The organism is Thalassococcus lentus, assembly GCF_028023555.1.
Classification (GTDB): Bacteria; Pseudomonadota; Alphaproteobacteria; order Rhodobacterales; family Rhodobacteraceae; genus Thalassococcus_A; species Thalassococcus_A lentus.
In genome coordinates, this window is the sequence record NZ_JAQIOY010000001.1 from 907,170 (window position 1) to 932,963 (window position 25,794).

The following is a 25,794-nucleotide window of genomic DNA, read 5'->3' on the forward strand; positions in this document are numbered from 1 at the left end:
CCTTTCGGTTGGTGGTTTTGCCGCAATTGCGTTGCATCTGATTTCTGTTTTTTGCCACTGCACCGCTATGGCAGAAAAACTAACAGTCGTCGTGGTCGAAGAAGACCGAGACCGCGCGCTTGGGATCGTAGATGCACTTACGGCCGCAGAAGATTGCGATGTTTTCGTGATCGGAAATGCCAGCGGCCTCGCACGGAAGATTGCGGCCCATGTGCCGGACATTGTCCTGATCGACATCGACAATCCAACACGGGACATGATGGAGGAACTGACGCTGGCCTCCGGTCCCTTGGATCGGCCGGTCGCGATGTTCGTGTCCGGTGCCGCGGGCGGACTTGCGCAGGCGGCCATCGAAGCTGGCGTGTCGGCCTATGTTGTCGATGGACTGTCGCCCGAACGGATTAAACCTGTGATGGATACGGCAATTGCGCGGTTCTCCATGGTCCGGCAAATGCGCAACGAATTGGCTGAAACGCGCCGCGCGCTGGAAGAGCGCAAGGTGATTGATCGTGCCAAGGGACTTTTGATGAAGGCCAAAGGCATCGACGAAGACGCGGCCTATGCATTGCTGCGCAAGACAGCGATGGATCAGGGAAGGCGCGTGGCTGACGTTGCCGAAGCGCTTGTGACTGCGTCGGGGTTGTTGGGATGAAGACAGTTTCGATACCCGTCGCATATGTGCCACTCGTGGATGCGGCACCGCTGATTGTTGCGCATGAAATGGGATTTGCCGAAGCAGAGGGCATCGCGCTCGATTTGATTGCCGCGCCTTCCTGGTCGTCGGTTCGGGACATGCTGGCCTTTGGCCGCGTTGATGCCGCGCATATGCTGTCCCCGATCCCAATAGCCATGGCGATGCACCTTGGCGGGGTTTCGACACCCTTGTCGGCGGTTTCCGTCATGTCCGTGAATGGCAATGTTATCGGTGTTGGAAACGCGCTTGAGAATGCATTGCGGGCAAAGGGCTATGGATTTGACTTTGCCGATCCGATCGCCGCAGCGCGCGCGCTGGCGTCGGTGCAAAAGCGCCCTTTGACATTCGGCGTGCCGTTTCCCTTCTCGATGCATGTCGAGTTGCTGAATTATTGGGGCGAGGCTACGCAGATTGCAGATCAGGGGATCGAAATCCGGACAGTGCCACCACCTCTGATGGCCAGCGCATTGGCTGCCGGAGACGTTGATGCCTTTTGTGTTGGCGAGCCGTGGGGGTCGGTAGCTGTCGAACAGGGCGTTGGTGCGCTGCTATTGCCTGGCAAAGCCATTTGGAATTTCGCACCGGAAAAAGTTCTGGCAACCCGCAGTGACTGGGCCGACACCGAACCGGATCTGGTCGGTCGTCTGATGCGCGCAGTCTGGCGGGCAGGCCGGTGGCTTGCTCAGCCTCAAAGCCGAAGCACAGCCAGCGAACTTTTGTCCCGAAAGGCCTATCTCGACGTTTCGGCAGAACTGATCGACAGGGCCTTGACCGGCCAATTGACCGTGTCGGCGCGCGGCGAACAAAGACAGGTGGATCATTTCGTGGAGTTCCATGCAGGGGCTGCAACATTCCCTTGGCGCAGTCAGGCAAAATGGATCGCCAACCGATTGGCTCGCGTGCACGGGATACCCACAGATCAGGCCAATGAGGCTGCGTTTGGCGTTTTCCGTGCTGACCTGCACAGACAACACATGGTGCCAACGGGCGGAGATCTGCCCGGCGCGTCGGAAAAGGTTGAAGGTTCGATTCGCGTCGAAACGCCGGTTGCGTCGGCTCAGGGCAGCCTCCGACTGTTGCCCGATGCATTCTTTGACAGCCGCGTTTTTGATCCCTCTGCGGTCAGGTGATCAATTCTTAGGCAGATTTTTCGACTGAAAGCGGAATCTCAGCAGGTCTGAACGGAAAAACCAAAGTATGGCTTTTCAAAATGCTGCGCTGCCGCAAAACTCTAATCACAGGCCTGCAACGGGGTGGGCCTCGTCGAATTCCTTCCCACTGACAGGGAAATTCTGAGCAAGGTCGCTCGCTCTCCGCTGAACATATTCGGCGGGCAGTGAACGGCCTTTTTTGCGTTTGCCCGGCACCTCCTCATTTCCGGGCACTTCGAAAGGACAGATGATGAAAAACCTTCTTCTCGGCCTCGTGACGACCACGGCTATGGCCAGTCCGGCCTTTGCCGAAATGCTTGAGCTTGAAAAAGACGAACTGACATTCGGCTTTATCAAGCTGACCGACATGGCGCCTCTCGCGGTTGCCTATGAGAATGGCTACTTCCTCGATGAAGGGCTGTTTGTAACGCTTGAAGCGCAGGCCAACTGGAAGGTGCTACTGGATGGTGTGATCGATGGCCAGCTGGACGGCGCGCACATGCTGGCAGGTCAGCCGCTGGCGGCGACCATCGGCTTTGGCACTGAAGCCCACATCATCACACCGTTTTCCATGGACCTGAACGGCAACGGCATCACAGTCTCCAACGAGGTTTGGGAAAAGATGCTGCCGCATATCCCCAAGATGGATGACGGTCGCCCGCAACACCCGATCAGCGCCGAAGCGCTCGCGCCTGTCGTCGAAGAATTTGCTGCCGAAGGTAAGCCGTTCAACATGGGAATGGTTTTCCCGGTTTCGACGCATAACTATGAATTGCGCTACTGGCTGGCGGCGGGTGGACTGCATCCCGGTTATTACAGCCCGGAAAACGTGACTGGTCAGATCGGCGCAGATGTCTTCCTTTCGGTTACGCCTCCGCCGCAGATGCCGGCCACGCTCGAGGCCGGTACGATCTATGGGTACTGCGTTGGTGAGCCATGGAACCAACAGGCGGTGTTCAAAGGGATCGGTGTCCCGGTCATCACGGATTATCAGCTGTGGAAGAACAACCCTGAAAAGGTCTTTGGCATTACGGCCGAATTTGCCGAAAAGTACCCAAACACCACGCTTGCGGTGACCAAGGCGCTGATCCGCGCTGCGATCTGGCTGGATGAAAACGAGAACGCCAACCGGCCCGAAGCGGTCGAAATCCTGTCTCGTCCGGAATACGTCGGCGCAGACTACGAAGTAATTGCCAACTCGATGACCGGGTTCTTTGAATTCGAGAAAGGCGACAAGCGCGATATCCCGGATTTCAACGTGTTCTTCCGCTACAATGCGACATATCCGTTCTACTCTGATGCAATCTGGTATCTGACCCAGATGCGCCGCTGGGGACAGATCGCCGAGCCCAAATCCGACGCTTGGTACGATGAGGTCGCCAAGAAGGTCTACAAGCCCGAAATCTATCTCGAAGCGGCCAAGCTGCTGGTCGATGAGGGGCTGGCTAACGAGGCCGATTTCCCCTGGGATAGTGATGGGTACAAGGCGCCGACACCTGCGGCCGACATCATTGACGGCATCTCATACGACGGTCGTGCCCCGAATGCCTATCTCCAAAGCCTGCCGATTGGCCTGAAGGCTGAACAGAAGATCGTTGGCAACGAGGTCGAAGGCTAACCCCAGCCAAAGCCAGATCCCGCTCTGATTTTTAGAAACAGGGCGGGATCGATCCCCGCATTCAATTGTCTGACCTGAAGGCAGAAAAACATGACAACCGTTGACCCGAATTTTTCCGATGACGCAGAGCGCGAAGCGCGCCGTGCCCGGCTCTTCACCCGCATCAACACCGCCGACAAATGGTTTCAGGTTCTGGGACTGAGCTGGCTTACCCCGGTTCTCAAAGCGGCCGCAGGTGACAATCCAAAGGCACAAGCCAAGGAAATCTGGCGCCTGTTGGCGGTGCCGTTGCTGGCGATCTTCGCCTTTTTGTTGATGTGGGGCACGTTGGCGCCAAAGGTCCAGACTTCGCTCGGCGCGGTTCCCGGACCCAGCCAAGTTTGGACAGAAGCGGTCAACCTGCACAAGGACGCTCAGGCCAAGGCGGAAAGCAAAGCCAAGTTCGAAGCCAAGGTCGCGCAACTGAACGAACGCCTGATTGCGCAGGGCAAGGAACCCAAGACGCGTGCTTACACCGGTGCTCCGACGTACTATCAGCAGATCTGGACATCGATCAAAACGGTCTTTTTCGGCTTTTTGATTGCGACTGTCGTGGCGGTTCCGCTGGGCATCGCAGCAGGTTTGTCACCGACGGCCAATGCCGCGCTGAATCCCTTGATCCAGATATTCAAACCGGTCTCGCCCTTGGCGTGGTTGCCGATCGTGACGATGATTGTGTCGGCTGTTTATGTCACGCAGGACGGCTGGTTCGCAAAATCGTTCCTGATCTCGGCGATCACCGTGACGCTATGCTCGCTCTGGCCGACGCTGATCAACACTTCTCTGGGCGTTGCTTCGATCGACAAGGATCTCGTCAATGTGTCGAAGGTCCTGAAGATGAACACCTATACCAAGATCACCAAGCTGGTGTTGCCCTCTGCGCTGCCACTTATCTTTACCGGTCTGCGTCTCAGCCTTGGAGTCGGTTGGATGGTGCTGATCGCGGCGGAAATGCTCGCGCAGAACCCTGGTCTGGGAAAATTCGTCTGGGATGAATTCCAGAATGGGTCGTCCAGTTCACTCGCCAAGATCATGGTTGCTGTCTTCACAATCGGGATCATCGGGTTCCTGCTGGATCGGGTGATGTATGCGCTGCAGTCCCTGTTCACCTTTTCGAATAATCGGTGATCGCGATGGGTATTCTTCAATTCAAGAACGTCTCCAAATCCTTTGGGACCGGCACCAACAAAACAGAGGTTCTCAAGGGGATTGATCTGGAAGTGGCCGAGGGCGAGTTCCTTGTGATCCTTGGGTTCTCGGGCACGGGAAAGACCACGCTGATCAATCTGATGGCGGGATTGGAAAAACCAACCTCGGGCAGCGTGACCTACCGTGATGCTCCGATCACGGGGCCTGGCCCGGAGCGTGGTGTCATCTTTCAAAGCTACAGCTTGATGCCGTGGTTGACGGTGACAGGAAACGTCCGGCTGGCTGTGGATACGGTCTTTCCCGGTCTCAGCAAGGCCAAGAAGGCCGAGAAGGTCGCGCACTATGTCGACATGGTCGGGCTAAGCCACGCGGCGACCCGGCGCCCGGCCGAACTGTCGGGTGGGATGCGGCAGCGGGTCAACGTTGCCCGCGCCTTGGCTATGAACCCGGAAATGTTGCTGCTCGATGAGCCGCTCAGCGCCTTGGATGCTCTGACACGGGCCAATCTGGCGGATGAGATTGAAGGGATCTGGGATGCAGACAAAAAGACCTGTGTTCTGATCACCAACGACGTGGATGAGGCCATCATTCTTGCGGACCGGATCATTGCGCTCAATCCAGATGGAACGCTGGGGCAGGAGTTCTCTGTCACGATCCCGCGGCCCCGTGACCGTATCGAGATGAACACGAACGATACCTTCAAGGCGCTGCGGGCCGAGGTAACGAAATACCTGATGGATGTGGGTATCGAGGCACGTGTTGACGGAACAAGGCAGTTGCCGGATGTCACGCCCATTCACGGTGTGCCAACGGCGGTCAAAGAGGCGCAAAAAGGCCTGATCGACGAACGGTTCCTCGACTTCAGTCAATTGCACAAAGTCTATCCAACACCCAAGGGGCCGCTGACCGTTGTTGAGGATTTCGATCTCAAGATTGACCGCGGTGAATTCATTTCCCTGATCGGGCACTCGGGTTGCGGTAAGTCGACGGTTCTGACCATGGCAGCCGGCCTCAACCCGATTTCAAAGGGTGCGATCAAACTGGATGGCCGCCACGTCGAAGGTGCTGATCCTGAACGGGCTGTGGTGTTCCAATCGCCGAACCTGTTCCCTTGGCTGTCCGCGCGCGAAAACTGCGCCATTGGTGTCGACAAGGTCTATCCAAACGCGTCTCGGGCCGAACGGCAAGATGTTGTGGAATACTATCTGGAACGTGTCGGGCTGGCCGATGCGATGGAGAAATCCGCCTCCGAAATGTCCAACGGAATGCAGCAAAGGGTTGGCATTGCCCGTGCGTTTGCCTTGTCCCCCAAGTTGCTGTTGCTGGACGAACCCTTTGGCATGCTCGACAGCCTGACCCGTTGGGAATTGCAGGAAGTCCTGATGGAGGTTTGGTCCCGCACCAAGGTCACCGCGATCTGTGTGACGCATGACGTGGACGAGGCCATTCTCTTGGCGGACCGCGTTGTGATGATGACCAATGGTCCGCAGGCCACGATCGGCAAGATTGTCGATGTTGACCTGCCGCGCCCGCGGACCCGCAAGGCGCTGCTCGAGCACCCTGACTATTACAAATACCGTCAGGACGTTCTCGATTTCCTTGAGGAATACGAACACGGCGCGAAACCCAAGCCCAAGGCGTCTGCGCCCAATCCCATCGCTGCCGAGTGATGGGGGTGCTTGTCACAAAGGCCGCCGAACATTGGGCCCGCGAAACACCTCATCACCTGACGATCTACTGTGAATTGATCCATCGTCCCGGAGACGAAACATGACCCAGAAACTTGTTATCATCGGCGCTGGAATGGCCTCGGGCAGAGTTATTGAAACTCTGGTCGACGCTGATCCAGCGGCCTTTGAGATCACGCTGTTCAATGCGGAACCGCGTGGGAACTACAATCGCATCATGCTGTCACCGGTCTTGTCCGGCGAAAAGCAATATGCCGAGATCGTAACCCATGACGACGCTTGGTATGCGGCCAACAACGTGACCTGCCGGTTTGGTGAGCCCGTGATCGGGATCGACCCTGATAACAAAGTTGTTCAGGGGCAGAATGGTTCTGTTTCCTATGACAAACTGATCGTTGCGACGGGCTCCGCGCCTTTTATCATTCCGGTTCCGGGAAAGGATCTGCCGGGGGTCATTACCTACCGGGATCTGGATGACACCAATGCGATGATCGAGGCCTCGGCCAAAGGCGGCAAGGCTGTTGTTATTGGCGGTGGGCTTCTCGGCCTCGAAGCTGCGGCTGGCCTGGCTGAGCGCGGCATGGATGTCACGGTGGTGCACCTGATGGGGCACCTGATGGAACGCCAACTGGACGAGGCGGCGGGATACTTGCTGCGCCGTGACTTGGAAAAACGCGGCATCACCATTCGCACGCAGGCCTCGACCAAGGCCATTCTGGGCGACGGCAAAGCCGAAGCTGTTTTGCTCGAAGGTGATGAAACGCTGCCAGCTGATCTGGTTGTCATGGCCGTTGGCATTCGTCCCGAGGTCAGGCTTGCGCAGGAGGCGGGGTTGGACGTTGCCCGCGGGATCGCGGTCACGGCTCAGATGCAGACTTCGAATCCTGACATCTTTGCGGTTGGCGAATGTATCGAATTTGATGGGCAGCTTTTTGGACTCGTTGCGCCGCTCTATGATCAGGCAAAGGTGCTGGCGAATACGCTTTTAGAGTCGCCTGATGCCTTTGTGGTCAGGGACGTTGCGACCAAGTTGAAGGTGACCGGATGTGACTTGTTCAGCGCCGGCGATTTTGCCGAAGGTGCTGAGCGGGAAGACATTGTCTTCCGCGATCCCAGTCGGGGCGTTTACAAAAGACTGGTCATCGAGGGTGACAAGCTGGTCGGCGCGGTGATGTACGGCGATACCGCGGATGGCAACTGGTTCTTTCAGCTTATCAAGGATGAAACCGACATCGAAGACATGCGCGAGACGCTGATCTTTGGTCCGGCCTTTCAGGGAGGGTCCCCCTCGGACCCTTTGTCAGCCGTTGCAGCATTGCCGCCTGAGGCGGAAATTTGCGGCTGCAACGGCATTTGCAAAAGCACCATTGTCGAGGCAATCCAGAATGGTGCGGAAGATTTGGGTGCGGTCAAGGCAACGACCAAGGCCAGTGCATCCTGCGGAACCTGTACAGGTCTGGTCGAACAATTGCTGCAGGTCACCCTTGGTGACGATTTCCAGATGCCAACGGCGCAACCGATTTGTGCGTGCTGTGATCTGACGCATGAAGATGTGCGCAGGCTGATCAAGTCGCAGGAACTGAAATCGCAAGAAGCGGTTTGGCAGGAGCTGGTGTGGAAGTCGCGGAATGGTTGCCATGTCTGCCGGCCAGCGGTGAACTTCTATCTGTTGGCGGATTGGCCTCTCGAATATCGCGATGATCCTCAGAGTCGTTTCGTGAATGAACGTAAGCACGCCAACATCCAAAAGGATGGCACGTTTTCGGTGGTTCCACGCATGTGGGGCGGAATCACCAACGCTGCCGAGTTGCGCGCCATCGCGGATGCTGCGGATAAATACAATGTGCCAACTGTCAAAGTCACAGGGGGACAACGGATTGATCTGCTCGGCGTCAAGGGCGAAGACCTGCCATACATCTGGTCAGATCTGAACAAGGCTGGTCTGGTGTCCGGGCACGCATATTCCAAAGGCCTTCGTACCGTCAAAACCTGCGTTGGCACGGACCACTGCCGCTTTGGCACGCAGGACTCCACCGGTTTGGGTATCAAACTTGAACAGATACTCTGGGGCAGTTGGACACCGCACAAGGTTAAGCTGGCCGTTTCCGGTTGTCCGAGGAACTGCGCAGAAGCGACCTGTAAAGACGTCGGCATCATTTGTGTGGATTCCGGCTTTCAGGTTGGTGTCGCAGGCGCAGCCGGTATGGACGTCAAGGAAACAGAACGCCTGATCGATGTGCCTACCGAAGCGGAAGCCATCGAATGGACCGTCGCGTTCATCCAGCTCTATCGAGAGAACGCCAAATATCTGGATCGTCCCTACAAATGGGTGGCCAAGGTTGGGCTTGAGTGGGTCAAAGATGTCCTGTCGGACGCCCAAGAACGGGAACGTCTGGTCGCCGCGTTCGAGCTGAGCCAGAGCATTTATCGCAAAGATCCCTGGGCCGAACACGCAGCCACGGCAAAGGCGTTCCAGCCGATGGCAGATCTGACACTGGAGGCCGCGGAATGAGCTGGATTGATGTAGGCGCTATTGAAGAAATCCCGTTGCGCGGGGCTCGCAAGGTCAAGACAGCGCTGGGCTGCGTTGCGCTGTTCCGGACTGCCGATGCAGAGGTTTTTGCCGCAACGGACCGTTGCCCTCACAAGGGCGGCCCGCTGTCCGAAGGTATTGTCCATGGGCAGTCTGTAACTTGCCCTTTGCACAATTGGATTTTTGATCTCAACACGGGGCAGGCGCAGGGCGAGACAGCAACAATCGCGACGTTTCCGGTCCGCGTAGAAGCGGGCCGCATCCTGATTGACGGGTCTCGATTGACCGCAGGGAGCGCTGCCTGATGGACGGAGCCGGCCTGCCAGAAACCCGTTCAGCCTGTCCGTATTGCGGTGTTGGTTGCGGCGTGTTGCTGCGTCCTGACGGTCAGGGCGGAATGGATGTCCGGGGTGATCCGGATCATCCGGCCAATTTCGGAAGGCTTTGCTCAAAAGGGTCGGCACTGGCCGAAACCGTTGGACTGTCGCAGCGATTGCTGACGCCGCGCATTGCCGGGCGGGAAACGGGTTGGGATGAAACGCTCCAATTGGTAGCAGACAAGTTTTCCGAGGCGATTTCCCAGCACGGTCCGGACAGTGTCGCGTTTTACGTGTCAGGCCAGTTGCTGACAGAAGACTACTACGTTGCCAACAAACTGATGAAGGGTTTCATCGGCTCGGCCAATATCGATACCAATTCACGCTTGTGCATGGCGTCTTCTGTGGCGGGGCATAAACGGGCCTTTGGGACCGACACGGTGCCGGGCACCTACGAAGATTTGGAGGAGGCGGATCTGGTCGTTCTGGTCGGCTCGAACCTCGCTTGGTGTCACCCGGTGCTGTATCAGCGTGTTCTGGCGGCCAAAACGCAAAGAGGCACGCGGATTGTCGTGGTCGATCCGCGCCGAACAGCCAGCTGTGACGGCGCAGATTTGCATCTGGCCCTGCGTCCGGGCAGCGATGTGGCGTTGTTCAATCGGCTTCTGGCCGAGATCTACCAAGGCGGAGCCTTTGACGCGGATTTCCTGCGCAACACAACAGGCTTTGATGCGGCGATACAGACCGCCATGGGGGATGATGTCTCTGTCACGGGGCTTTCCGAACAAGAGCTGGCGGCATTCTGCAAGCTGTGGGTCGGCACCGAAAAAGTGGTGACGATCTACAGCCAGGGAGTGAACCAATCCACATCGGGCTCTGACAAGGTAAACGCGATACTGAATTGCCATCTTGCGACAGGCCGCATCGGAAAACCCGGTTGCGGCCCGCTGTCTGTGACCGGTCAGCCGAATGCAATGGGCGGGCGGGAAGTGGGCGGTCTGGCAAACATGCTGGCCTGTCATCTGGATTTGGAGAACCCGGATCATCGAAACACGGTTCGTGATTTCTGGTCGTCTTCATCCGTTCCGGAGGCACCGGGTCTCAAGGCCGTCGACATGTTTCGCGCCGTTGGCGATGGCCGCATAAAAGCGCTCTGGATCATTCACACCAATCCGGCGGTTTCCATGCCCGAGGCGAATGCCGTTCAGGACGCAATTGCACGCTGTCCCTTTACCGTGGTCAGCGACATCACCGCGAACACCGATACGGCCCGCCTGGCTGATGTTTTGCTACCGGCGACGGCATGGGGCGAAAAAGATGGCACAGTCACCAACTCGGACAGAACCATCAGCCGTCAGCGCAGCGTTCTGGCTGCACCAGGACAGGCCCGGGCGGATTGGGACATACTGGCCGAGGTTGGCCGCCGTATGGGGTTTGAAGACGCTTTTGACTATCAGACGCCAGCCGAGATTTTTCGCGAACACGCAGCGCTTTCCGGCATGGCTGGCCAGATCGGACGCGATTTTGATATTTCGGCTTTGGCGGACATAAGTGACAATGCATATGCCGACCTCGTTCCGGTTCGCTGGCCGGTAACGCCCAACCGGATCGGCGGCCGGTTTTTTGGGGATGGAAACTTCTTCCACGCCGACAAAAAGGCCCGCCTGCTGCCCGTTTCGTGGCGACCGCCCGCAGCAAAAACAGGCCCGCGCTATCCCTACCGCCTGAACACCGGACGGCTCAGGGATCAGTGGCATACGATGACGCGTACCGCGTTGAGCCCGCGATTGTCGGCGCACCTGCCCGAACCTTTCGTGGATCTGCACCCTGATGACGCCGCGACGGCGGGTATCGAACCTGCTGATCTTGTTCGGCTCAGCAGTCGTGCGGGTACGGGTATTTTGCGCGCACGCATTTCGGACACGGTTCAGCCGGGACAGCTCTTTGCCTCGATGCACTGGACCGGTGAAACCGCGCCATCTGCGCGTATCGATGCATTGGTTGAGGCTGCGACTGATCCTGTTTCCGGTCAACCGGAAAGCAAGGCAAGCGTCGTTGCCATGACGCGTTACGAAGCCGCTTGGTACGGTTTTGCCGTCTCAGCGGATCCCATGATGCTGGACAGCGAATACTGGGCCTTGGCCCGGACGGCAGCCGGGTACCGCGCTGAACTGGCAGGCACATTGGTGCCGGACAACTGGGAAATTGCAGCGCGCCGGCTTTTCGCAAAACCGAATGCCGAGGCGATCACTGTGCAGGACCGGGTCCGTGGATTTGCACGCATCGTCTTGCACGACAACGGAACATTATTGGGGGCCTTGTTCGTTTCTCCGCGTCCGGTGGCTGTCGCACGGGACTACCTGATTGCTCTTCCGGGTGGTGATGCGCAGTCTGCTTTGTCAGGTCAGCCGGGGCAGGATGTGATTAGTCCGGGGCCTGTGCTTTGCTCGTGTTTCGGCATCGGCGTAAACACCATTCTGAGTGCGATCGAAACGCAGGGCCTGATGTCGGTCGACGCGATCGGTGTGGCTTTGTCAGCCGGTACGAATTGCGGGTCATGCAGGCCTGAGTTGGCAGAGCTGTTGCTGAGCGTCCAAAACCGTGAGGCTGCCGAATGAGACTTGCAGATCATGTGCGCATTTTAGGGCGTGGTCCGGGCAGATCGCGGTCCCTGACGCAGGACGAAGCCGCCGAAGCCATGGGGCACATGCTGCGTCCTGACACCGCGCCCGAGGCTGTGGGGGCGCTGCTGATGTTGCTCCGTATGAAAGGGGAAACCGCCGAGGAAATCGCAGGTTTTGCGGCCAAAGCCCGCGCCCCGTTTGATGATTTGCCACGTGTGGATCTGGATTGGCCCAGTTACGCTGCTGGCCGGACGCGTGGCACGCCGTGGTTTTTGATGTCTGCAAAACTGGTCGCGCAATCCGGCACGCGGGTGTTGTTGCACGGTTGGAATGGTGCGGATGACAAAGTGCGCCGGGGGCTTGAAGACTTGGAAATCGGGTCGGCTTCCAATGCCGACGAAGCGGCCAGTTTGCTTGATCGTGATGGCATCGCCTATCTGCCTTTGGAAACGTTGCACCCAAGCCTGTTCAGGCTGTTGGGTTTGCGGTCTGTTTTGGGTTTGCGATCCTGTATCAACACCGTTTGCCGGATGTTGAACCCCGCTGACGCGGGCGCCAGCGTGCAAGGCGTGTTTCATCCGTCTTACCGCCTGTTGCAGGCAGACGCAGCGCAAAGGTTGGGCTGGAACAGTCTGAGCGTCATCAAAGGCGGCGGGGGTGAATTTGAAGTGAACCCCAGCAAGGACATCGCGGTGTTCGGGCTGCGCCGGGGACAGATGTGGGACCGCACGCAAGAGGCCCGTTGGGCCGCACCGCGACGTTTGGCGCGAGCTGACCCCATGCGCCTGTCCGGTTTCAAGACGCTGGACGACTTGCCCGGTTTTGAGCGCTCAATCGTCGTGGGAACCGCTGCTCTTGCGATGGAGACGGCTGGTAGCGGTATTGGTTCGGACCATTCTGAAAACAGCTTTGCGCGCCGCCATGAAACGCACGCCGCCTAAGAGGACATTGATATGAAATCCTTCCCCATGTTCCTGAGAACCACAGGTCGGTGTGTCGTAATTGTTGGCGGGGGTGAGCAAGCTGCGCAAAAAACGCGATTGTTGCTAAAGACAGACGCAGAACTGGTTCTGATCGCTCCGGAACTGGAAAGTGAGCTGCAGGACATCGTGGCCAGCGGTCGCGCCTCGCATCGGACTGATCTGTCCGTAGAGTTGTTTGAAACGGCCGCCATGGCCTTTGTTGGCACCGGTTGCCCGGGTCTAGACGCCGCTGTGCACGGACTGGCCAAGGCCGCCCGTTGCCCGGTGAATGTCGTGGATCAACCTGATCTTTGCGACATGACGACCCCTGCTATCGTTGATCGTGATCCCATCGTGGTTGCGATTGGCAGCGAGGGAACATCCCCTGTGCTGACACGTGACATCAAAACCAGATTGGAACAGATGTTGCCGCAAAACCTCGGAGGGCTTGCCGCCTTGGCCGGAGGACTGCGGCGCAGTGTCGAACAAAGTGTTCCGCGGGCCAAGCGGCGGGCATTCTGGGCATGGGTTTTCAAGGGAAGCCCGCGTGCGATCTGGTCACAGGGTAAGGAGCGCGAAGCCGCAAGAGCCATCAAGCGGGCGATCGCGGCAGCTGGGGCGCCACATGGCAGTGACAAAGGGCAGATTTCATTGGTCGGGGCCGGGCCCGGGGCAAAGGATTTGCTGACGTTGCGGGCGGTTGAGCGCCTGCAGGAAGCGGATGTGATTTTCTACGACAGGCTGGTTGATCAGGAAATTTTGGAGCTGGCCCGCCGTGACGCTGAACGTGTTTTCGTTGGCAAACATGTTGGCGCAAATGCGTGGCCACAGGACAAGATCAATCGCGTGATCGTGGCAGAGGCCCTGAAAGGTCGGCGTGTGGTGCGTTTGAAATCTGGCGATCCCGGAATCTTTGGGCGCGCGACAGAAGAGCTCGACGCGGCACGGGATGCCGGCATCTCAACCGAAATGGTACCTGGAGTGACGGCGGCATGTGCAGCGGGTGCTGCGCTTGGACGGAGCCTGACCGAACGGGAGGTGGCAAACACCCTGGTTATTGCGACTGGGACGGGATGCGCCAAGGATCCGGAACCTGACGCAACCCGCCTATCCGGTCCGGGTACGACGACGGCGCTTTATATGGCTGTTCGTCAGGCCGGGCGCTTGGCGGCGATCTGGATGGGACAGGGGCTGCCACCGGAATCGCTGGTCATGGTCGCAGTCGATGTCAGCAAGCCATCGGCGCGGTATCTGGAAACGACAATCTCTGCGCTGGAACGAACATTGCAACAGCACAAGATTTCCGGCTGCGCGGTATTGTTGGTGACATGGCCAAACCGGGCCGCGCCATCCGCCATGAACGCGTTTGACGGGTTTCCTGCAGCCATACCTGCCGAATAGTACCTGCAAAATAGCGTGTTGTTCCCTCAAAATCGGTGAACCATCAAATCGTGGATTTGACGCTTTGCCGTGTTTTGATGTACTAAAGAATTAATAGACCTGCCAGAGGATTGAACGTTGGCGCGAAGACGAACCGAAATGCTCACAGATGTTGAGCTGGAACTCATGATTGCTCTTTGGAAAATCAAATCCGGGACAGTCAGGGATGTCATGGCGGCTTTGTCGAACGACACGCAAAGAGCCTACACATCCATCGCGACAATGATGAAAATCCTAGAAGAAAAAGGCTATGCAAAATCGGAGCGACGGGAGCGGACGCTGTACTATGCCCCCGCGATGCAAAAGAGCGACTACGAGGGCCGCTCGTTGAAAAACTTGTCGAATTCATTGTTTGGAGGAACGCCAACCGCGCTCGTTGCGCGATTGGTGGATGACGGTGAACTGACAGACGAGATGATCCAAGAGATCAGGCAGATCATCGAAACGAGGATCAAGAAAGATGACAGCACATGACATCGTAGGGGGGGTGGTCTGGGGCCAGATAATGGTCCTGATGGCCGCGTTGGTTTTTGCTGTATTTGAACTGTGTTACGCACTGACGGGTGCGCGACGATACTTTCAGACCCGACGTCGCGTCGGCCAGTCCGTGTGCGCAAGCGTGCTGCTGCTGCCTTTGATCATGCCTGTTGTCATGGCGACCCCCTATGCCGAGACGATGAACGCAACGGATGCGGTCGTGTCTCAGTACCTCAAGGGAAACATTTCGATTTCAGCAATGGAGATGAACCGGATCGTTGAGTTCCGGTCCAGCTGGGTCTCTGACATTGCATCAGGCGCCAGCTTCATGGGCCAAGCGATCCTGATTGCGTTTTTGATGGCCGCGGCTGGACGCGCTGTCTATCTGCTCGTCAATTTTCTGCGCATTCGGCGGTCGCTGAAAGGCGGGCGGGTCATTCGCTCGACCAAGGGACTCTCGGTTGTGGTGTCACGCGACATCAGCGTTCCGTTTTCCACGCGCGGTCTGTTCCGGCACTATGTTGTGTTGCCTCAGGCCATGATGGCCGATCGGTCTGCGATCTCAATGGCGCTTGGGCATGAACTGCAGCACATCCGTCAAGGTGACGTAACTGCCGAAGTGTTGATTGCGCTGGCATCGCCTCTTTACGTGCTAAATCCGGGCTATTGGTACCTGTCCAGCCGCATTCGCAAATTGGGCGAGCTTGCGTGTGACCGGGCTTATCTTGCGCGGAATTTGCAGGACGCTCACAGCTATTCGCTTCGACTGCTGAATACTGCGCGCTTCGCGGCAAAGGCCAAACGACAACCCTCGGCTTTTGGCGTTGCACTAACAGGCCGGTCGCTGCCGTGGCGTGGCCGCAGGTCGATGTTGAAGTCGCGCATTCTTGAGATCGCCAAGGACGTCGATCAGCCGCTGGAAGAAACGCGTTGGGTTGGGTTCGCGCTGTCGGTTGCGCTGAGTATCGCGATTGTTGGGGCCGCCACGTCACTGTCCAAGCCCGGTGATTGGAGCCACGAGCGGATCATGCTGTCGACCGTGGTCAATCTGGAGCGGATCGATCAGCTGAATTCTCTTGCACAACGCAGTTGGTAAGCTTTGACCGCGGCGATGAAGCCGATCTCATTCATCGCGACCGACGCGCCCGCTGCGACAAAGAGCTTCTACAAGGATATTCTTGGCCTCGAATTGGTTGCTGAAAACCAGTTTGCCTTGGTGTTTTTGGATGCCGAACACATGTTGCGTATCCAGATCGTGCCTTCGCTGAAAGGTGCGGAGCATACCGTTTATGGATGGCAAGTTGAGGACATCGACAAGACGGTCGCGGACTTGGCCGCAAAAGGGGTCATGTTTGAGACGTTCGCCCATCTCGTTCAAAACGAAGTGGGCGTTTGGCAGACACCGGATGGCAGTCAGGTCGCGTGGTTTCGGGATCCGGCGGGCAATGTTCTATCCGTGTCTCAATTTGCCGATTGACCCCTAAAGGGCAACGTCACAGCAGCGACATTGCCGAGCAGGCTTTACACCTTCCAGAAACACAGGATGCCCCAGCCAATCGCAATGGCGAGCGGTGACCAAAGCGGCATGCCGACCAATCCGAGCCAGGCAAGAAAGATAAACGCGGTTCCGAGACATGTCAGAAACAGTCTGTCCCCTCGCGTGGTTGTCAGACCCAATATGCCTTTTCGCTCAGCACCGCCCGGGTACTTGATTTCAAGAACGGTGAGAACTGCCATGGCCGAGAAGAGGCCCACGAAGATCAGCGCTGTCGGCAGCGTCCATGCCATCCAACTCAACATATCAAACTCTCCCCATCGCAAAGCCCTTGGCGATGTAATTTCTAACAAAGTAGATCACGATCGCGCCGGGAATGATTGTCAGTGTTCCAGCTGCAGCGAGGAGCCCCAGCTCATAGCCTGCTGACGATGCGGTCTTGGTCATCGTTGCGGCAATCGGTTTTGCCTCAACGGCCGTCAGGGTCTTGGCCAAAAGCAGTTCCACCCAGGAAAACATGAAGCAGAAGAACGCGGCGACGCCTACACCGGCCTTGATCGTCGGAATGAAGATCGAGACGAAGAAGCGCGGGAAGGAATAGCCGTCCACATAGGCTGTTTCATCCAGTTCCTTGGGCACGCCGCCCATAAAGCCTTCGAGGATCCAGACAGCGAGCGGAATGTTGAACAGGCAATGCGCGAGAGCGACGGCAAGATGTGTGTCAAAAATCCCAACCGCAGAATAGAGCTGAAAGAAGGGTAGGGCAAAGACCGCGGCAGGCGCCATGCGGTTCGTCAAAAGCCAAAAGAACAGCTGTTTGTCACCAAGGAACCGATAGCGGCTGAATGCATAGGCAGCGGGCAGTGCAACAGCGACTGAGATAACGGTGTTCAGGGACACGTAGATGATCGAGTTGATGTAGCCCCAGTACCACGTCGGATCCGTAAAGATCGTCTTGTAGGCATCTAAGGTGAAGGTCTGCGGGAATAGTGAAAAGCCCGCGAGGATTTCATTGGTGGTTTTGAAGCTCATCGCGACCAGCCAGTAGATCGGCAGCATCAGGAAGAGGATATAGACCAGCGGTACTATGAATCGGAGTTTCATCGGTCTTTCCGTTAGTTGAGATCATCTTTGGTCATCAGCGTGTAGAACAGCCAAGACACGAAGAGCGTGATTGCGAAATAGATCAGGGACATCGCCGCTGCAGGACCAAGATCAAACTGACCCAGAGCGATTTTGACGAGATCGATCGACAAGAGCGTGGTTGAGTTGCCAGGTCCGCCGCCAGTCAGCACGAAAGGTTCGGTATAGATGTTAAAGCTGTCCATGAACCGCAGAAGGATTGCGATGGTCAGGACGTTCTTCATCTTTGGCAACTGGATGTAGCGAAAGACGCTCCAATTGCTGGCGCCGTCGATTTTGGCTGCCTGATAGTAGGCGTCCGGAATGGAAACCAGTCCGGCGTAGGACAGCAAAACAACCAATGACGTCCAGTGCCAGACATCCATAGTGATGATGGTCACCCATGCAGCCAGTGGGTTCTGGGTCATGTCGTAGTCGATGCCGAGCGTGTGGTTCACAAAGTACCCAAGCAGGCCAATGTCAGGCAGGGCAAAGATGTTCCACATCGCGCCAACGACGTTCCAGGGGATCAACATCGGCAGTGCCATAAGAACCAGACAGACCGGGACCCACGGCCCGCTTCGGGGCATAGAAAGAGCAATCGCTATGCCCAAAGGCACTTCGATGGCGAGGATCAGGCCCGTGAACAGAAACTGGCGTCCCAGCGCCGCGTGAAAGCGTTCTGAGCGCAGGATCTGTTCGAACCATGTCAGGCCTTCCCAAAAGAACTGGTTGTTCCCAAAGGTTTCCTGCACCGAATAGTTCACAACCGTCATCATCGGGATCAGCGCGTTGAACGCAACAAGGATGAGAACCGGAAGCACAAAGAACCATGCTTTTTGATTTTCAGTCTTCATGATGCCGCTCCTGTGGCAATCCAGCCGTTTGCGTAAACGCGCGTTTGCGCGGGCTTGAACTGAAGATGTACGGTTTCACCCTGCAAGGGGGCTGGCCCGTTCATGATGGCAGCGATCTTGTGATCTCCCGCCATTGCTTCGACGACCAGATGTCGGCCCACGTCTGCAACTTTGCGAACCTGAGCCGCGATGCCCGTGTCCCCCAGCGAGACAAATTCCGGCCTAATGCCAATTTCAATCCGGCCCGAAGCCGCGGAATCGACCGCGCCTTCCAGTGTGACGTTTTGGCCTTGGAAAAACGCGCCGCCTTCGCGGAGTTCGGCTGGCAGTACGTTCATGCCCGGTGATCCAATGAAGTGGCCGACAAAGGTATGTGCCGGACGCTCAAACAATTCTACCGGGGTTCCAATCTGAACAACTTCGCCATCCTGCATGACCACAACCTGATCGGCAAAGGTCAGGGCTTCGGTCTGGTCATGGGTGACGTAGATCATTGTCGCTTTGACCCGCTGATGAAGTTCTTTGAGTTTTGAGCGCAGTTTCCATTTCAAATGCGGGTCAATGACGGTCAGTGGTTCGTCAAACATGACCACATTGACGTCGTCGCGGACCAACCCACGACCCATTGAGATTTTTTGCTTGTTGTCCGGTGACAATCCAGAAGCGCGCCGATCAAGCATATCCGTCACTTCGAGCATTTCAGCGATGGCCTGTACGCGGGTCGCAATCGTGCTTTCATCGACCCCGCGATTTCTAAGCGGGAATGAAAGGTTTTGGCGCACCGTCATCGTGTCGTAGATTACGGGAAACTGGAAAACCTGCGCGATGTTCCGTTGATCCGGTGAAAGATGGGTGACGTCCCGGCCATCGAATTTGACCTTGCCGATGGATGGAACCAGCAAGCCTGAAATGATGTTCAGCAAAGTGGACTTGCCACAGCCGGATGGGCCCAGCAGGGCGTAGGCCCCTCCGTCTTCCCAATCGACGTCGATTTCCTTTAGCGCATAGTCTTGTGGCCCTTTCGGGCTCGGCATGTAGCTATGCTTCATTTTTTCGAGTGTGATCTTAGCCATCTAGCCCACCTCAGGCGACGCGGCTGCCGTCCGGTGCAAAAAACAAGCACGCGTCGGCATCCATATAAAAAGTGTGGGTTTCCCCGATTTCGTAGGGGTGGGTTCCGTGTGACAGAGACACCCAGCCCAGCCCGTTCATGTCGAAATGCGCCGAGCTTTCGGAACCGCTCAACTCTGTTACGCCAATTTTCCCGGACAGTGGCACCGTGGCACGTTCCGTCGGTGTAGGTAGAATGTGGTTGGGACGGATCGCAACGATGTAGTCCCCGTCCTGCAAGCCTGCGGCATCGCCGGACACGTTCCAGCGAACATCTCCCATCGTCAGCATGTCGCCCGTCTTTTGAACTGCGGCGTGATTGATGGGAGGGTCTGAAAATACCATGGCAGCCGTCAGTGTTTCCGGCGCGCGATAGATTTCAGCGGTCGGACCGTACTGGGCCACGCTGCCATCCATCATCAGGGCTGTTTTCCCACCCAGCAACAGGGCTTCTTCCGGTTCGGATGTGGCATAAACCACCACTGCGCCGCGTCCTGCGAACAGTTCTGGTAGCAGCTCGCGCAACTCTTCGCGCAGCTTGTAATCCAGATTGGCCAGCGGTTCGTCCAGGAACACGGCCTGGCTGTCTTTTGCAATTGCACGCGCCAGTGCACAGCGTTGTTGCTGTCCGCCCGACAATTCATGCGGTCGCCTTTTCAACATTGGCGACAGCTGCAGAATGTCCGCGGCTTCCTGAACGCGGGCTTCGATTTCTGATTTGGCCATACCCGCAACACGCAAAGGAGATGCGATGTTTTCAAAGACGGTCATGTGCGGATAATTGACGAAAAACTGGTGAACGAGACTGATCCGCCGTTTCTGAGTGCTCAGGCTGGTGACATCAACGCCATCCATCTCGACCGTCCCGCTGGCGATTGGATCCAATCCAGCCATCATTTTGATCAATGAGGTTTTGCCTGCGCCGGTCTCGCCCAGCAGAACGTTGAATTGCCCGGTTTCCAAGGTCAGACTGGTTGGCTTGATATGGGTCTCGCCCTGAACCACCTTGGTTATGTCTTTTAAAACGAGTGCCATACTCAGCTTTCTTTCGTATCGCGAGGGTGTGGGGCGCGGATGGCCGGGGCCCTTATCTGGGCCCCAGCCTTTTGGTTGGTTCTAAGAAACGTTTGGACGCTTAGTTTGCGCTCCAGCGGGCAACCAGATCGTCGTAGTTGACGGTCTCACCCACGGGCTTCTCGTTATCCAGAGGTGGCTTGGCACCGCCATTTGCGTACCAGTACTCTGCATCACGCTCTTCGTTCAGGCGTGGGCCGCAGCCGCCATAGACATTCTGGGCTTCGTCTGCGCGCTGCATACGGGCCATTGTGATGTCCATTTCCTCGGCAAGACGATCCATCGCTTCTTGCGGGGTGAAGGCACCAGAGTTCACGTCACCAATCTGCTGCCACCAGATCTGCGCCAGCTTTGGATAGTCAGGCACGTTGATGCCGGTTGGCGACCAGCGCACGCGGTCAGGCGAACGATAGAACTCGACCAGGCCGCCCAGTTTGGACGCGCGTTCGGTAAAGCTCTCGTGGTTGACAGAACTGTCCCGAATAAAGGTCAAACCAACATGTGATTTCTTCACGTCCACGGTCTTGGATGTCACGAACTGAGCATAGAGCCATGCAGCCTGTGCGCGATCGGACGGTGTCGACTTCAGGAATGTCCACGAACCCACGTCCTGATAGCCGACTTTCTGGCCATCTTCCCAGTAGGGACCATGCGGGCTTGGGGCCATACGCCAGAGTGGCACGCCCTCGTCGTCAACGGTGTTGTTGCCTTCAGCTTTTGGCTTCACCATGTCAGCCGTGAAGGCCGTGTACCAGAAAATCTGCTGGGCAACGTTGCCTTGCGACAGGGCAGGCAGGGACTGGTAGAAGTCGAACGACGCAGCGCCCGGAGGGGCATATTTGCGCAGCCATTCATCCCATTTGCGGATCGCGTAAACCGCCGCAGGACCGTTCGCGGCACCGCCGCGCGACACGCTTGCGCCGGCAGGGTTGCACGATCCGGCTTCCATGCGGATGCCCCATTCATCAATTGGAATGCCGTTTGGCTCACCTTTCGATCCAGCGCCAGCCATTGACAGCCATGCGTCGGTCATGCGCCAGCCAAGGTCAGGCGCGCGCTTGCCATAGTCCATGTGGCCGTAGATTGCGACGCCGTCGATTTCCTTGACGTCTTCGCTGAAGAACTCGGCGATGTCTTCATAGGCGGACCAGTTGACCGGAACACCCAGATCGTAGCCGTACTTGGCTTTGAAGGCTTCTTGCAGATCTTCACGGTCAAACCAGTCTTTGCGGAACCAGTAGAGGTTCGCGAACTGCTGGTCTGGCAACTGGTAAAGATCGCCATCCGGACCGGTGGTGAACTGGGTTCCCATGAAGTCGTCCAGATCCAGCGTCGGCGATGTTGTCGCCGACCATTCGCCGGCCATCATGTCCGTCAGGTTGTAGGCCAGTTGCAGGCGGGAGTGCGTGCCAATCAGATCCGAGTCGTTCACGTAACCATCATACAGGTTCCGCTGGGTTTGCATCTGTGTCTGGACGGCTTGAACGACTTCGCCTTCGCCCAGAATTTGGTGGTTAACCTTGATGCCTGTGATCTCTTCGAAAGCCTTGGTCAGAACCTCGGCTTCGTAGCCATGTGTCGGAATGCCTTCCGACAGAACGTTGATTTCCATGCCAGAGTAAGGCGCTGCGGCCTGAATGAACCACTGCATCTCGGACAGTTGTTCGCTTTTGCTCAGCGTGGATGGTTGGAATTCGCTGTCGATCCAGCGTTGGGCAGCAGCTTCATCAGCATGCAATTGTCCCGTTGCCGCAACCACGGCACACACCGCGACTGCGGAGAGCAGATACTTCCGCATCTTGTCCTCCCGTTTTTGTTTAGATCCGGTCCTCCGCCGGATCACTAAACCTTGCAAAGGCGATGAGACACGTCAACTAAAAAATTAGTAGCAAATTAATGCATTGAAAAATATTATTAAAATATGGGTTTGGGTTTTGCGTTGAGCAGGCGGTGGACTCGGACGCTTCGACTCATTGCCGTGAAGGTTTGCCATAAATGTGTTGAGTTGCGGAGAGAGATCGGCCGCCCATGTTCACGAACATGGCAGCCTTTGATCATCGTGTCAGTCACCAGATCCCCAACCGTCTCACCCCGTAGGACCAGATCGGTCATAGGCTCACTCCGCTGTTGCCATGCCAAGCCGTCGCAACACGCGCCGTTCAACAATGACGACAGCCTGATAAAAGATGACTGATAGCAGGACTGACACAGCAGCCACCGTCCAGATCATACCGTAATCGAGAAAACCGCGCGATTGATTGAGCAGGTTGCCGAGGCCCTTACCGGTCGCCAGCCATTCCGCGATCATCACACCCAGAAGGGCGCGCGGAACGGTCAGTCTCGTTGCCGCAAAAAGGTAGGGCAGCGATGCCGGGATAGTAACCATACGCATCTCGGTCCAGCGTCCCGCGCCATAGGCGCGCGGCAGATCCTCTGCGCTGCGCGGAACGAGGGCAAGACCCTGTGCCAGTGTAACAAACGCAGGGAAGAACGTCACCGAGATGGTCACCCAAAGCGTCAGCGATGTGCCCCGCCCGAGGATCAGAACCAGCAGCGGTGTCAGCGCCACCAGCGGCATGGTTTGCGTCACCAGCGCCACGGGCATGAAGGCCTCGATCGCGCGGGGGAACAGCCGTGAGGAGATCGCCAACACAAAGGCAAACCCCAAGCCAGCAGCCATGCCTAAAAATGTGATCGGCAGGGTCTCGGCCAAAGCCGCCAAGAGGCGCGTCTGGGCGCTTTCGGCGGTGGGCGCAAAGAACAGGTAGTCCACAACGCCCAAGGGTGTTTTGGAGATCAAGCCAGGCACTCCGGTCAGCTTGATGAAGGCCCACCACACCAGAAACGGAAGCGCAATGGTGCCCAGCGTCAGAGCGATCCGTTTGCTTGGCGCGCTTACCATCGGTTCGGCGTCCGGGACAGCGGTGTTCAAAGTGACTGCGCGTGTAGCGCCAATGGTCCGGCTGGCGAGCAGAGCAAAGACACCATAGGACAGCCCCGCAATCAGCGTCGCGACAAGGCCTATGCCCCAAAGCCGATCTGGTTCTCCGCGTCCCAGTGAACCCAGCAGATAAGCGCCCAGTCCCCAGCGTCCTCCGCCACCGAACTCGGCCAGGATCGCACCCAGTACCGCGTTGGGCGCGGCCACACGAAGGCCCGCAAGAATGGAGGGCAGCGCACCACGAAACTGAACGCGACGGAGAATATCCCAGCGGGTGCCGCCATATGCGCGGATCACGTCCGTGGCGCGGCTGTCGGCCTGACTGAGGCCAATCACGGTCGCTGTCATTGTCACGAAATAGACACCAAGGGCGGCCAACGCGATGCGCGGCGCCATGCCGGACAGGGTCAGAACGAGGATCGGCGCGATGGCAATGGGTGGCAGCGCGAAAGCCGCGATGTTCACCCCGCGAAACAGGCGTAGCGTTGTCGGGGACAAGGCAAAAATAACGCCTGCGCCGATGCCGAGTGTGTTGCCGATCACGAAGCCCAGCGTCGAGGCATAAAGTGTCGCCCAGATATGGCGGGGATAGTCGCCCCAATCGACCCAGAGCCGGATCAGTATTTCCGATATGCCGGGCAACGCTCCGCCTGCCACCATTTCAAGCCGACCAACGATCTCCCAGATTGCCAGCAAGATCGCTGCGGTGCGCACACCGCGCCATCGCCCGGACGTCTCAACCGCCATGCAGCACCTCGGCAATGTGATCGCAGACCTTGTGGAATTCAGGATCGGAAAACAACGCGGGCTCGCGCGGTCGATCGAATCCGATGTCGATGACATCAACGATCCGCCCCGGGTTCGCATGCATCACCACCACCCTGTCGGCGAGGAACACCGCCTCGTCGATACCGTGAGTAACCAGCAGCGCGGTCGAGCCGGTCTCCCTCCAGATGCGTTGCAATTCAAGGTTCATCTGGCGGCGCAAAATCTGATCGAGCGCCCCGAAAGGTTCATCCATGAACAGGATTTGAGGATGCGTTACCAGTGCCCGCGCTATGGCGACCCGTTGGCGCATGCCGCCGGACAATTCACCAGGCAGAGCGTTTTCGTACCCCTTGAGGCCGACAAGGTCGATCATGTGTTGGATATGGGCAGTCTCTTTTGCAGCTGACCGTCCCAAAACCTCGAGAGGCACCTCAATGTTGCGCCGGACACTGCGCCACGGCAACAGCGCGGCATCCTGAAATGCTACGCCTGTCTTGCCTGCTTTTGCTGCCTGCATCGGGGAAGTGCCCGCGATCTGCACCGTTCCGCCATCAGAGGTTTCAAGCCCCAGGGCGATCCGCATGACCGTTGACTTACCGCAGCCCGAAGGGCCGATGATCGCGGTAAAGGATCCCTTGGGGCAGGACAGGGTCACGTCGCGCAACGCTTCGACAACCTTGCCCCGTCCCGTAAAGGTCTTGCAGACCCCGGAAAGGGAAATCCCGTCCGGGGCCGACATCAAATCTCCTCAAGCAGGGTGGTGTCGAACATGTCGCGCGTGCCTTTGATGCCAACCTCTGAAAGCGCGCGTAGGTTGGCTTCGATGCCTTCTTCGGTCATCGCCATGTATCCTGCGGGGCTTTCCATCAGTGGCTGCTGAGCATTGTTGAAGAAAATCTCGTTATCAATGGTACGGCCTGTGCCTGCGAACCACGTGTCAGCCCATTTCTGAGGCCAGAGGTTTGGATCCTTGAAATTCTCATCCCAGCCTTTGCGCGAGGCTCGCAGCCAGGAAACCAGCTCGGCGCGTTTGTTGGCAAGCGTTTCTTCGGTCACGACAACGGTATCATTGTAGATCGTGAAGCCAAAGTCATAGAGCAGGAACGACGTCGCTTCGACACCTTGTTGGCTGATTGTGTAGGGAACATTCGTCGTGAAATCGAGGCTGGCGTCAATCTCGCCCTGAATGAGCGGCGTCGGGTCGTAGGCATAGGGTACGATATTGACGTCTGCCGGATCGATCCCGTTCAGCGCCAGCATCGCATTGACCGAGATTACGTTGACTGGGGGTACGGCCAGCGTTTTGCCGATCAGATCCTTTGGCTCAAGGATCGGGTTTGAAGCCAGCGACACGATCCCAATCGGGTTCTTCTGATATTGCGCGCCGATGATCTTGAATGGAGCGCCTTGCTCCGCAATCGCCTTGATCGTGGTGTCAGGCGTGGTCAACGCCAGATCGGCGCGGCCAGCAATGATCGTGCTTTCAGGGATCACGTCGGGGCCGCCTGGCAGATAGGTCAGATCGAGCCCTTCTTCGGAATAGTATCCTTCGTCAATCCCAATGAAATAGCCTGCGAATTCGGCGTCATTGATCCACGCCGCCTGCATGGTGAACGGTGTGGCGGCACTGGCCCGGAGCGGCAGGGAGGTGGCGGCGACGCTTGCGGCGGCTGTGCCGAGGAAATGGCGGCGGTTCAGTCTGAGTGTCATGGGAGGGGCTCCTTTGTTGGGATGA

General features: G+C 57.5%; 22 protein-coding genes. 13 read left to right on the forward strand and 9 right to left on the reverse strand.

Going from position 1 to position 25,794, the window contains the following annotated elements:
* The first annotated feature begins 67 nt into the window (after positions 1-67).
* From PFY00_RS04450 to PFY00_RS04510, 13 genes are all read left to right on the forward strand, one after another.
* Positions 68-652, forward strand: a complete 585-nt coding sequence (locus PFY00_RS04450; protein ID WP_271431294.1) for an ANTAR domain-containing response regulator — start codon at positions 68-70, stop codon at positions 650-652.
* Positions 649-1,824: an ABC transporter substrate-binding protein gene (locus tag PFY00_RS04455; protein ID WP_271431295.1), complete on the forward strand. Its 1,176-nt coding sequence runs from the start codon at positions 649-651 to the stop codon at positions 1,822-1,824. The genes PFY00_RS04450 and PFY00_RS04455 overlap by 4 nt, the downstream gene beginning before the upstream one ends.
* A gap of 271 nt (positions 1,825-2,095) precedes the next feature.
* Complete coding sequence (locus PFY00_RS04460; protein WP_271431296.1) at positions 2,096-3,463, forward strand: CmpA/NrtA family ABC transporter substrate-binding protein; 1,368 nt, start codon at positions 2,096-2,098, stop codon at positions 3,461-3,463.
* Positions 3,464-3,553: 90 nt separating this feature from the next.
* Positions 3,554-4,630 carry an ABC transporter permease gene (locus PFY00_RS04465; protein ID WP_271431297.1) on the forward strand — a complete coding sequence of 359 codons (1,077 nt, stop codon included), beginning with the start codon at positions 3,554-3,556 and terminating at the stop codon, positions 4,628-4,630.
* Between the two features lie 5 nt (positions 4,631-4,635).
* A complete protein-coding gene (locus PFY00_RS04470) occupies positions 4,636-6,321 on the forward strand; it encodes an ABC transporter ATP-binding protein (protein WP_271431298.1) in 1,686 nt (561 codons plus the stop codon).
* Between the two features lie 100 nt (positions 6,322-6,421).
* The gene (nirB, locus tag PFY00_RS04475) at positions 6,422-8,851 is read left to right on the forward strand and encodes a nitrite reductase large subunit NirB (RefSeq protein ID WP_271431299.1); all 2,430 of its coding nucleotides are present in this window, start codon (positions 6,422-6,424) and stop codon (positions 8,849-8,851) included.
* Positions 8,848-9,177 (forward strand): nitrite reductase small subunit NirD, encoded by a 330-nt coding sequence (nirD, locus tag PFY00_RS04480; RefSeq protein WP_271431300.1) that lies wholly within the window; start codon positions 8,848-8,850, stop codon positions 9,175-9,177. The genes nirB and nirD overlap by 4 nt, the downstream gene beginning before the upstream one ends.
* Complete coding sequence (locus PFY00_RS04485) at positions 9,177-11,807, forward strand: nitrate reductase (protein WP_271431301.1); 2,631 nt, start codon at positions 9,177-9,179, stop codon at positions 11,805-11,807. Before nirD ends, PFY00_RS04485 begins: the two co-directional genes overlap by 1 nt.
* Complete coding sequence (locus tag PFY00_RS04490; protein ID WP_271431302.1) at positions 11,804-12,754, forward strand: glycosyl transferase family protein; 951 nt, start codon at positions 11,804-11,806, stop codon at positions 12,752-12,754. Before PFY00_RS04485 ends, PFY00_RS04490 begins: the two co-directional genes overlap by 4 nt.
* A gap of 12 nt (positions 12,755-12,766) precedes the next feature.
* Positions 12,767-14,176 carry a siroheme synthase CysG gene (gene cysG / locus PFY00_RS04495; RefSeq protein WP_271431303.1) on the forward strand — a complete coding sequence of 470 codons (1,410 nt, stop codon included), beginning with the start codon at positions 12,767-12,769 and terminating at the stop codon, positions 14,174-14,176.
* Positions 14,177-14,314: 138 nt separating this feature from the next.
* Entirely contained in the window at positions 14,315-14,689 is a 375-nt protein-coding gene (locus PFY00_RS04500; protein ID WP_271431304.1) for a BlaI/MecI/CopY family transcriptional regulator, read from the forward strand.
* Entirely contained in the window at positions 14,676-15,788 is a 1,113-nt protein-coding gene (locus tag PFY00_RS04505) for a M56 family metallopeptidase (protein WP_271431305.1), read from the forward strand. The genes PFY00_RS04500 and PFY00_RS04505 overlap by 14 nt, the downstream gene beginning before the upstream one ends.
* Positions 15,789-15,803: 15 nt before the next feature.
* Positions 15,804-16,169: a VOC family protein gene (locus PFY00_RS04510; RefSeq protein WP_271431306.1), complete on the forward strand. Its 366-nt coding sequence runs from the start codon at positions 15,804-15,806 to the stop codon at positions 16,167-16,169.
* A 44-nt stretch (positions 16,170-16,213) separates the two neighbouring features.
* Here PFY00_RS04510 and PFY00_RS04515 read toward each other — a convergent pair whose 3' ends face one another.
* The 9 genes from PFY00_RS04515 to PFY00_RS04555 all read right to left on the reverse strand — a co-directional run bounded on the left by PFY00_RS04515 (position 16,214) and on the right by PFY00_RS04555 (position 25,769).
* A complete protein-coding gene (locus PFY00_RS04515) occupies positions 16,214-16,492 on the reverse strand; it encodes a DUF2160 domain-containing protein (protein ID WP_271431307.1) in 279 nt (92 codons plus the stop codon).
* 1 nt (position 16,493) lies between these two features.
* Positions 16,494-17,291, reverse strand: a complete 798-nt coding sequence (locus PFY00_RS04520) for a carbohydrate ABC transporter permease (protein WP_271431308.1) — start codon at positions 17,289-17,291, stop codon at positions 16,494-16,496.
* Positions 17,292-17,302: 11 nt separating this feature from the next.
* Entirely contained in the window at positions 17,303-18,166 is an 864-nt protein-coding gene (locus PFY00_RS04525) for a carbohydrate ABC transporter permease (RefSeq protein ID WP_271431309.1), read from the reverse strand.
* A complete protein-coding gene (locus tag PFY00_RS04530) occupies positions 18,163-19,239 on the reverse strand; it encodes an ABC transporter ATP-binding protein (protein WP_271431310.1) in 1,077 nt (358 codons plus the stop codon). Before PFY00_RS04530 ends, PFY00_RS04525 begins: the two co-directional genes overlap by 4 nt.
* Positions 19,240-19,249: 10 nt before the next feature.
* A complete protein-coding gene (locus PFY00_RS04535) occupies positions 19,250-20,311 on the reverse strand; it encodes an ABC transporter ATP-binding protein (protein WP_271431311.1) in 1,062 nt (353 codons plus the stop codon).
* Positions 20,312-20,411: 100 nt separating this feature from the next.
* Entirely contained in the window at positions 20,412-22,148 is a 1,737-nt protein-coding gene (locus tag PFY00_RS04540; protein WP_271431312.1) for an ABC transporter substrate-binding protein, read from the reverse strand.
* Between the two features lie 318 nt (positions 22,149-22,466).
* A complete protein-coding gene (locus tag PFY00_RS04545) occupies positions 22,467-24,038 on the reverse strand; it encodes an ABC transporter permease (protein ID WP_271431313.1) in 1,572 nt (523 codons plus the stop codon).
* On the reverse strand, positions 24,028-24,798 hold the full coding sequence (locus PFY00_RS04550; RefSeq protein WP_271431314.1) for an ABC transporter ATP-binding protein: 771 nt from the start codon (positions 24,796-24,798) through the stop codon (positions 24,028-24,030). Before PFY00_RS04550 ends, PFY00_RS04545 begins: the two co-directional genes overlap by 11 nt.
* Positions 24,798-25,769, reverse strand: a complete 972-nt coding sequence (locus PFY00_RS04555) for an ABC transporter substrate-binding protein (RefSeq protein ID WP_271431315.1) — start codon at positions 25,767-25,769, stop codon at positions 24,798-24,800. Before PFY00_RS04555 ends, PFY00_RS04550 begins: the two co-directional genes overlap by 1 nt.
* Between the last annotated feature and the right edge of the window lie 25 nt (positions 25,770-25,794).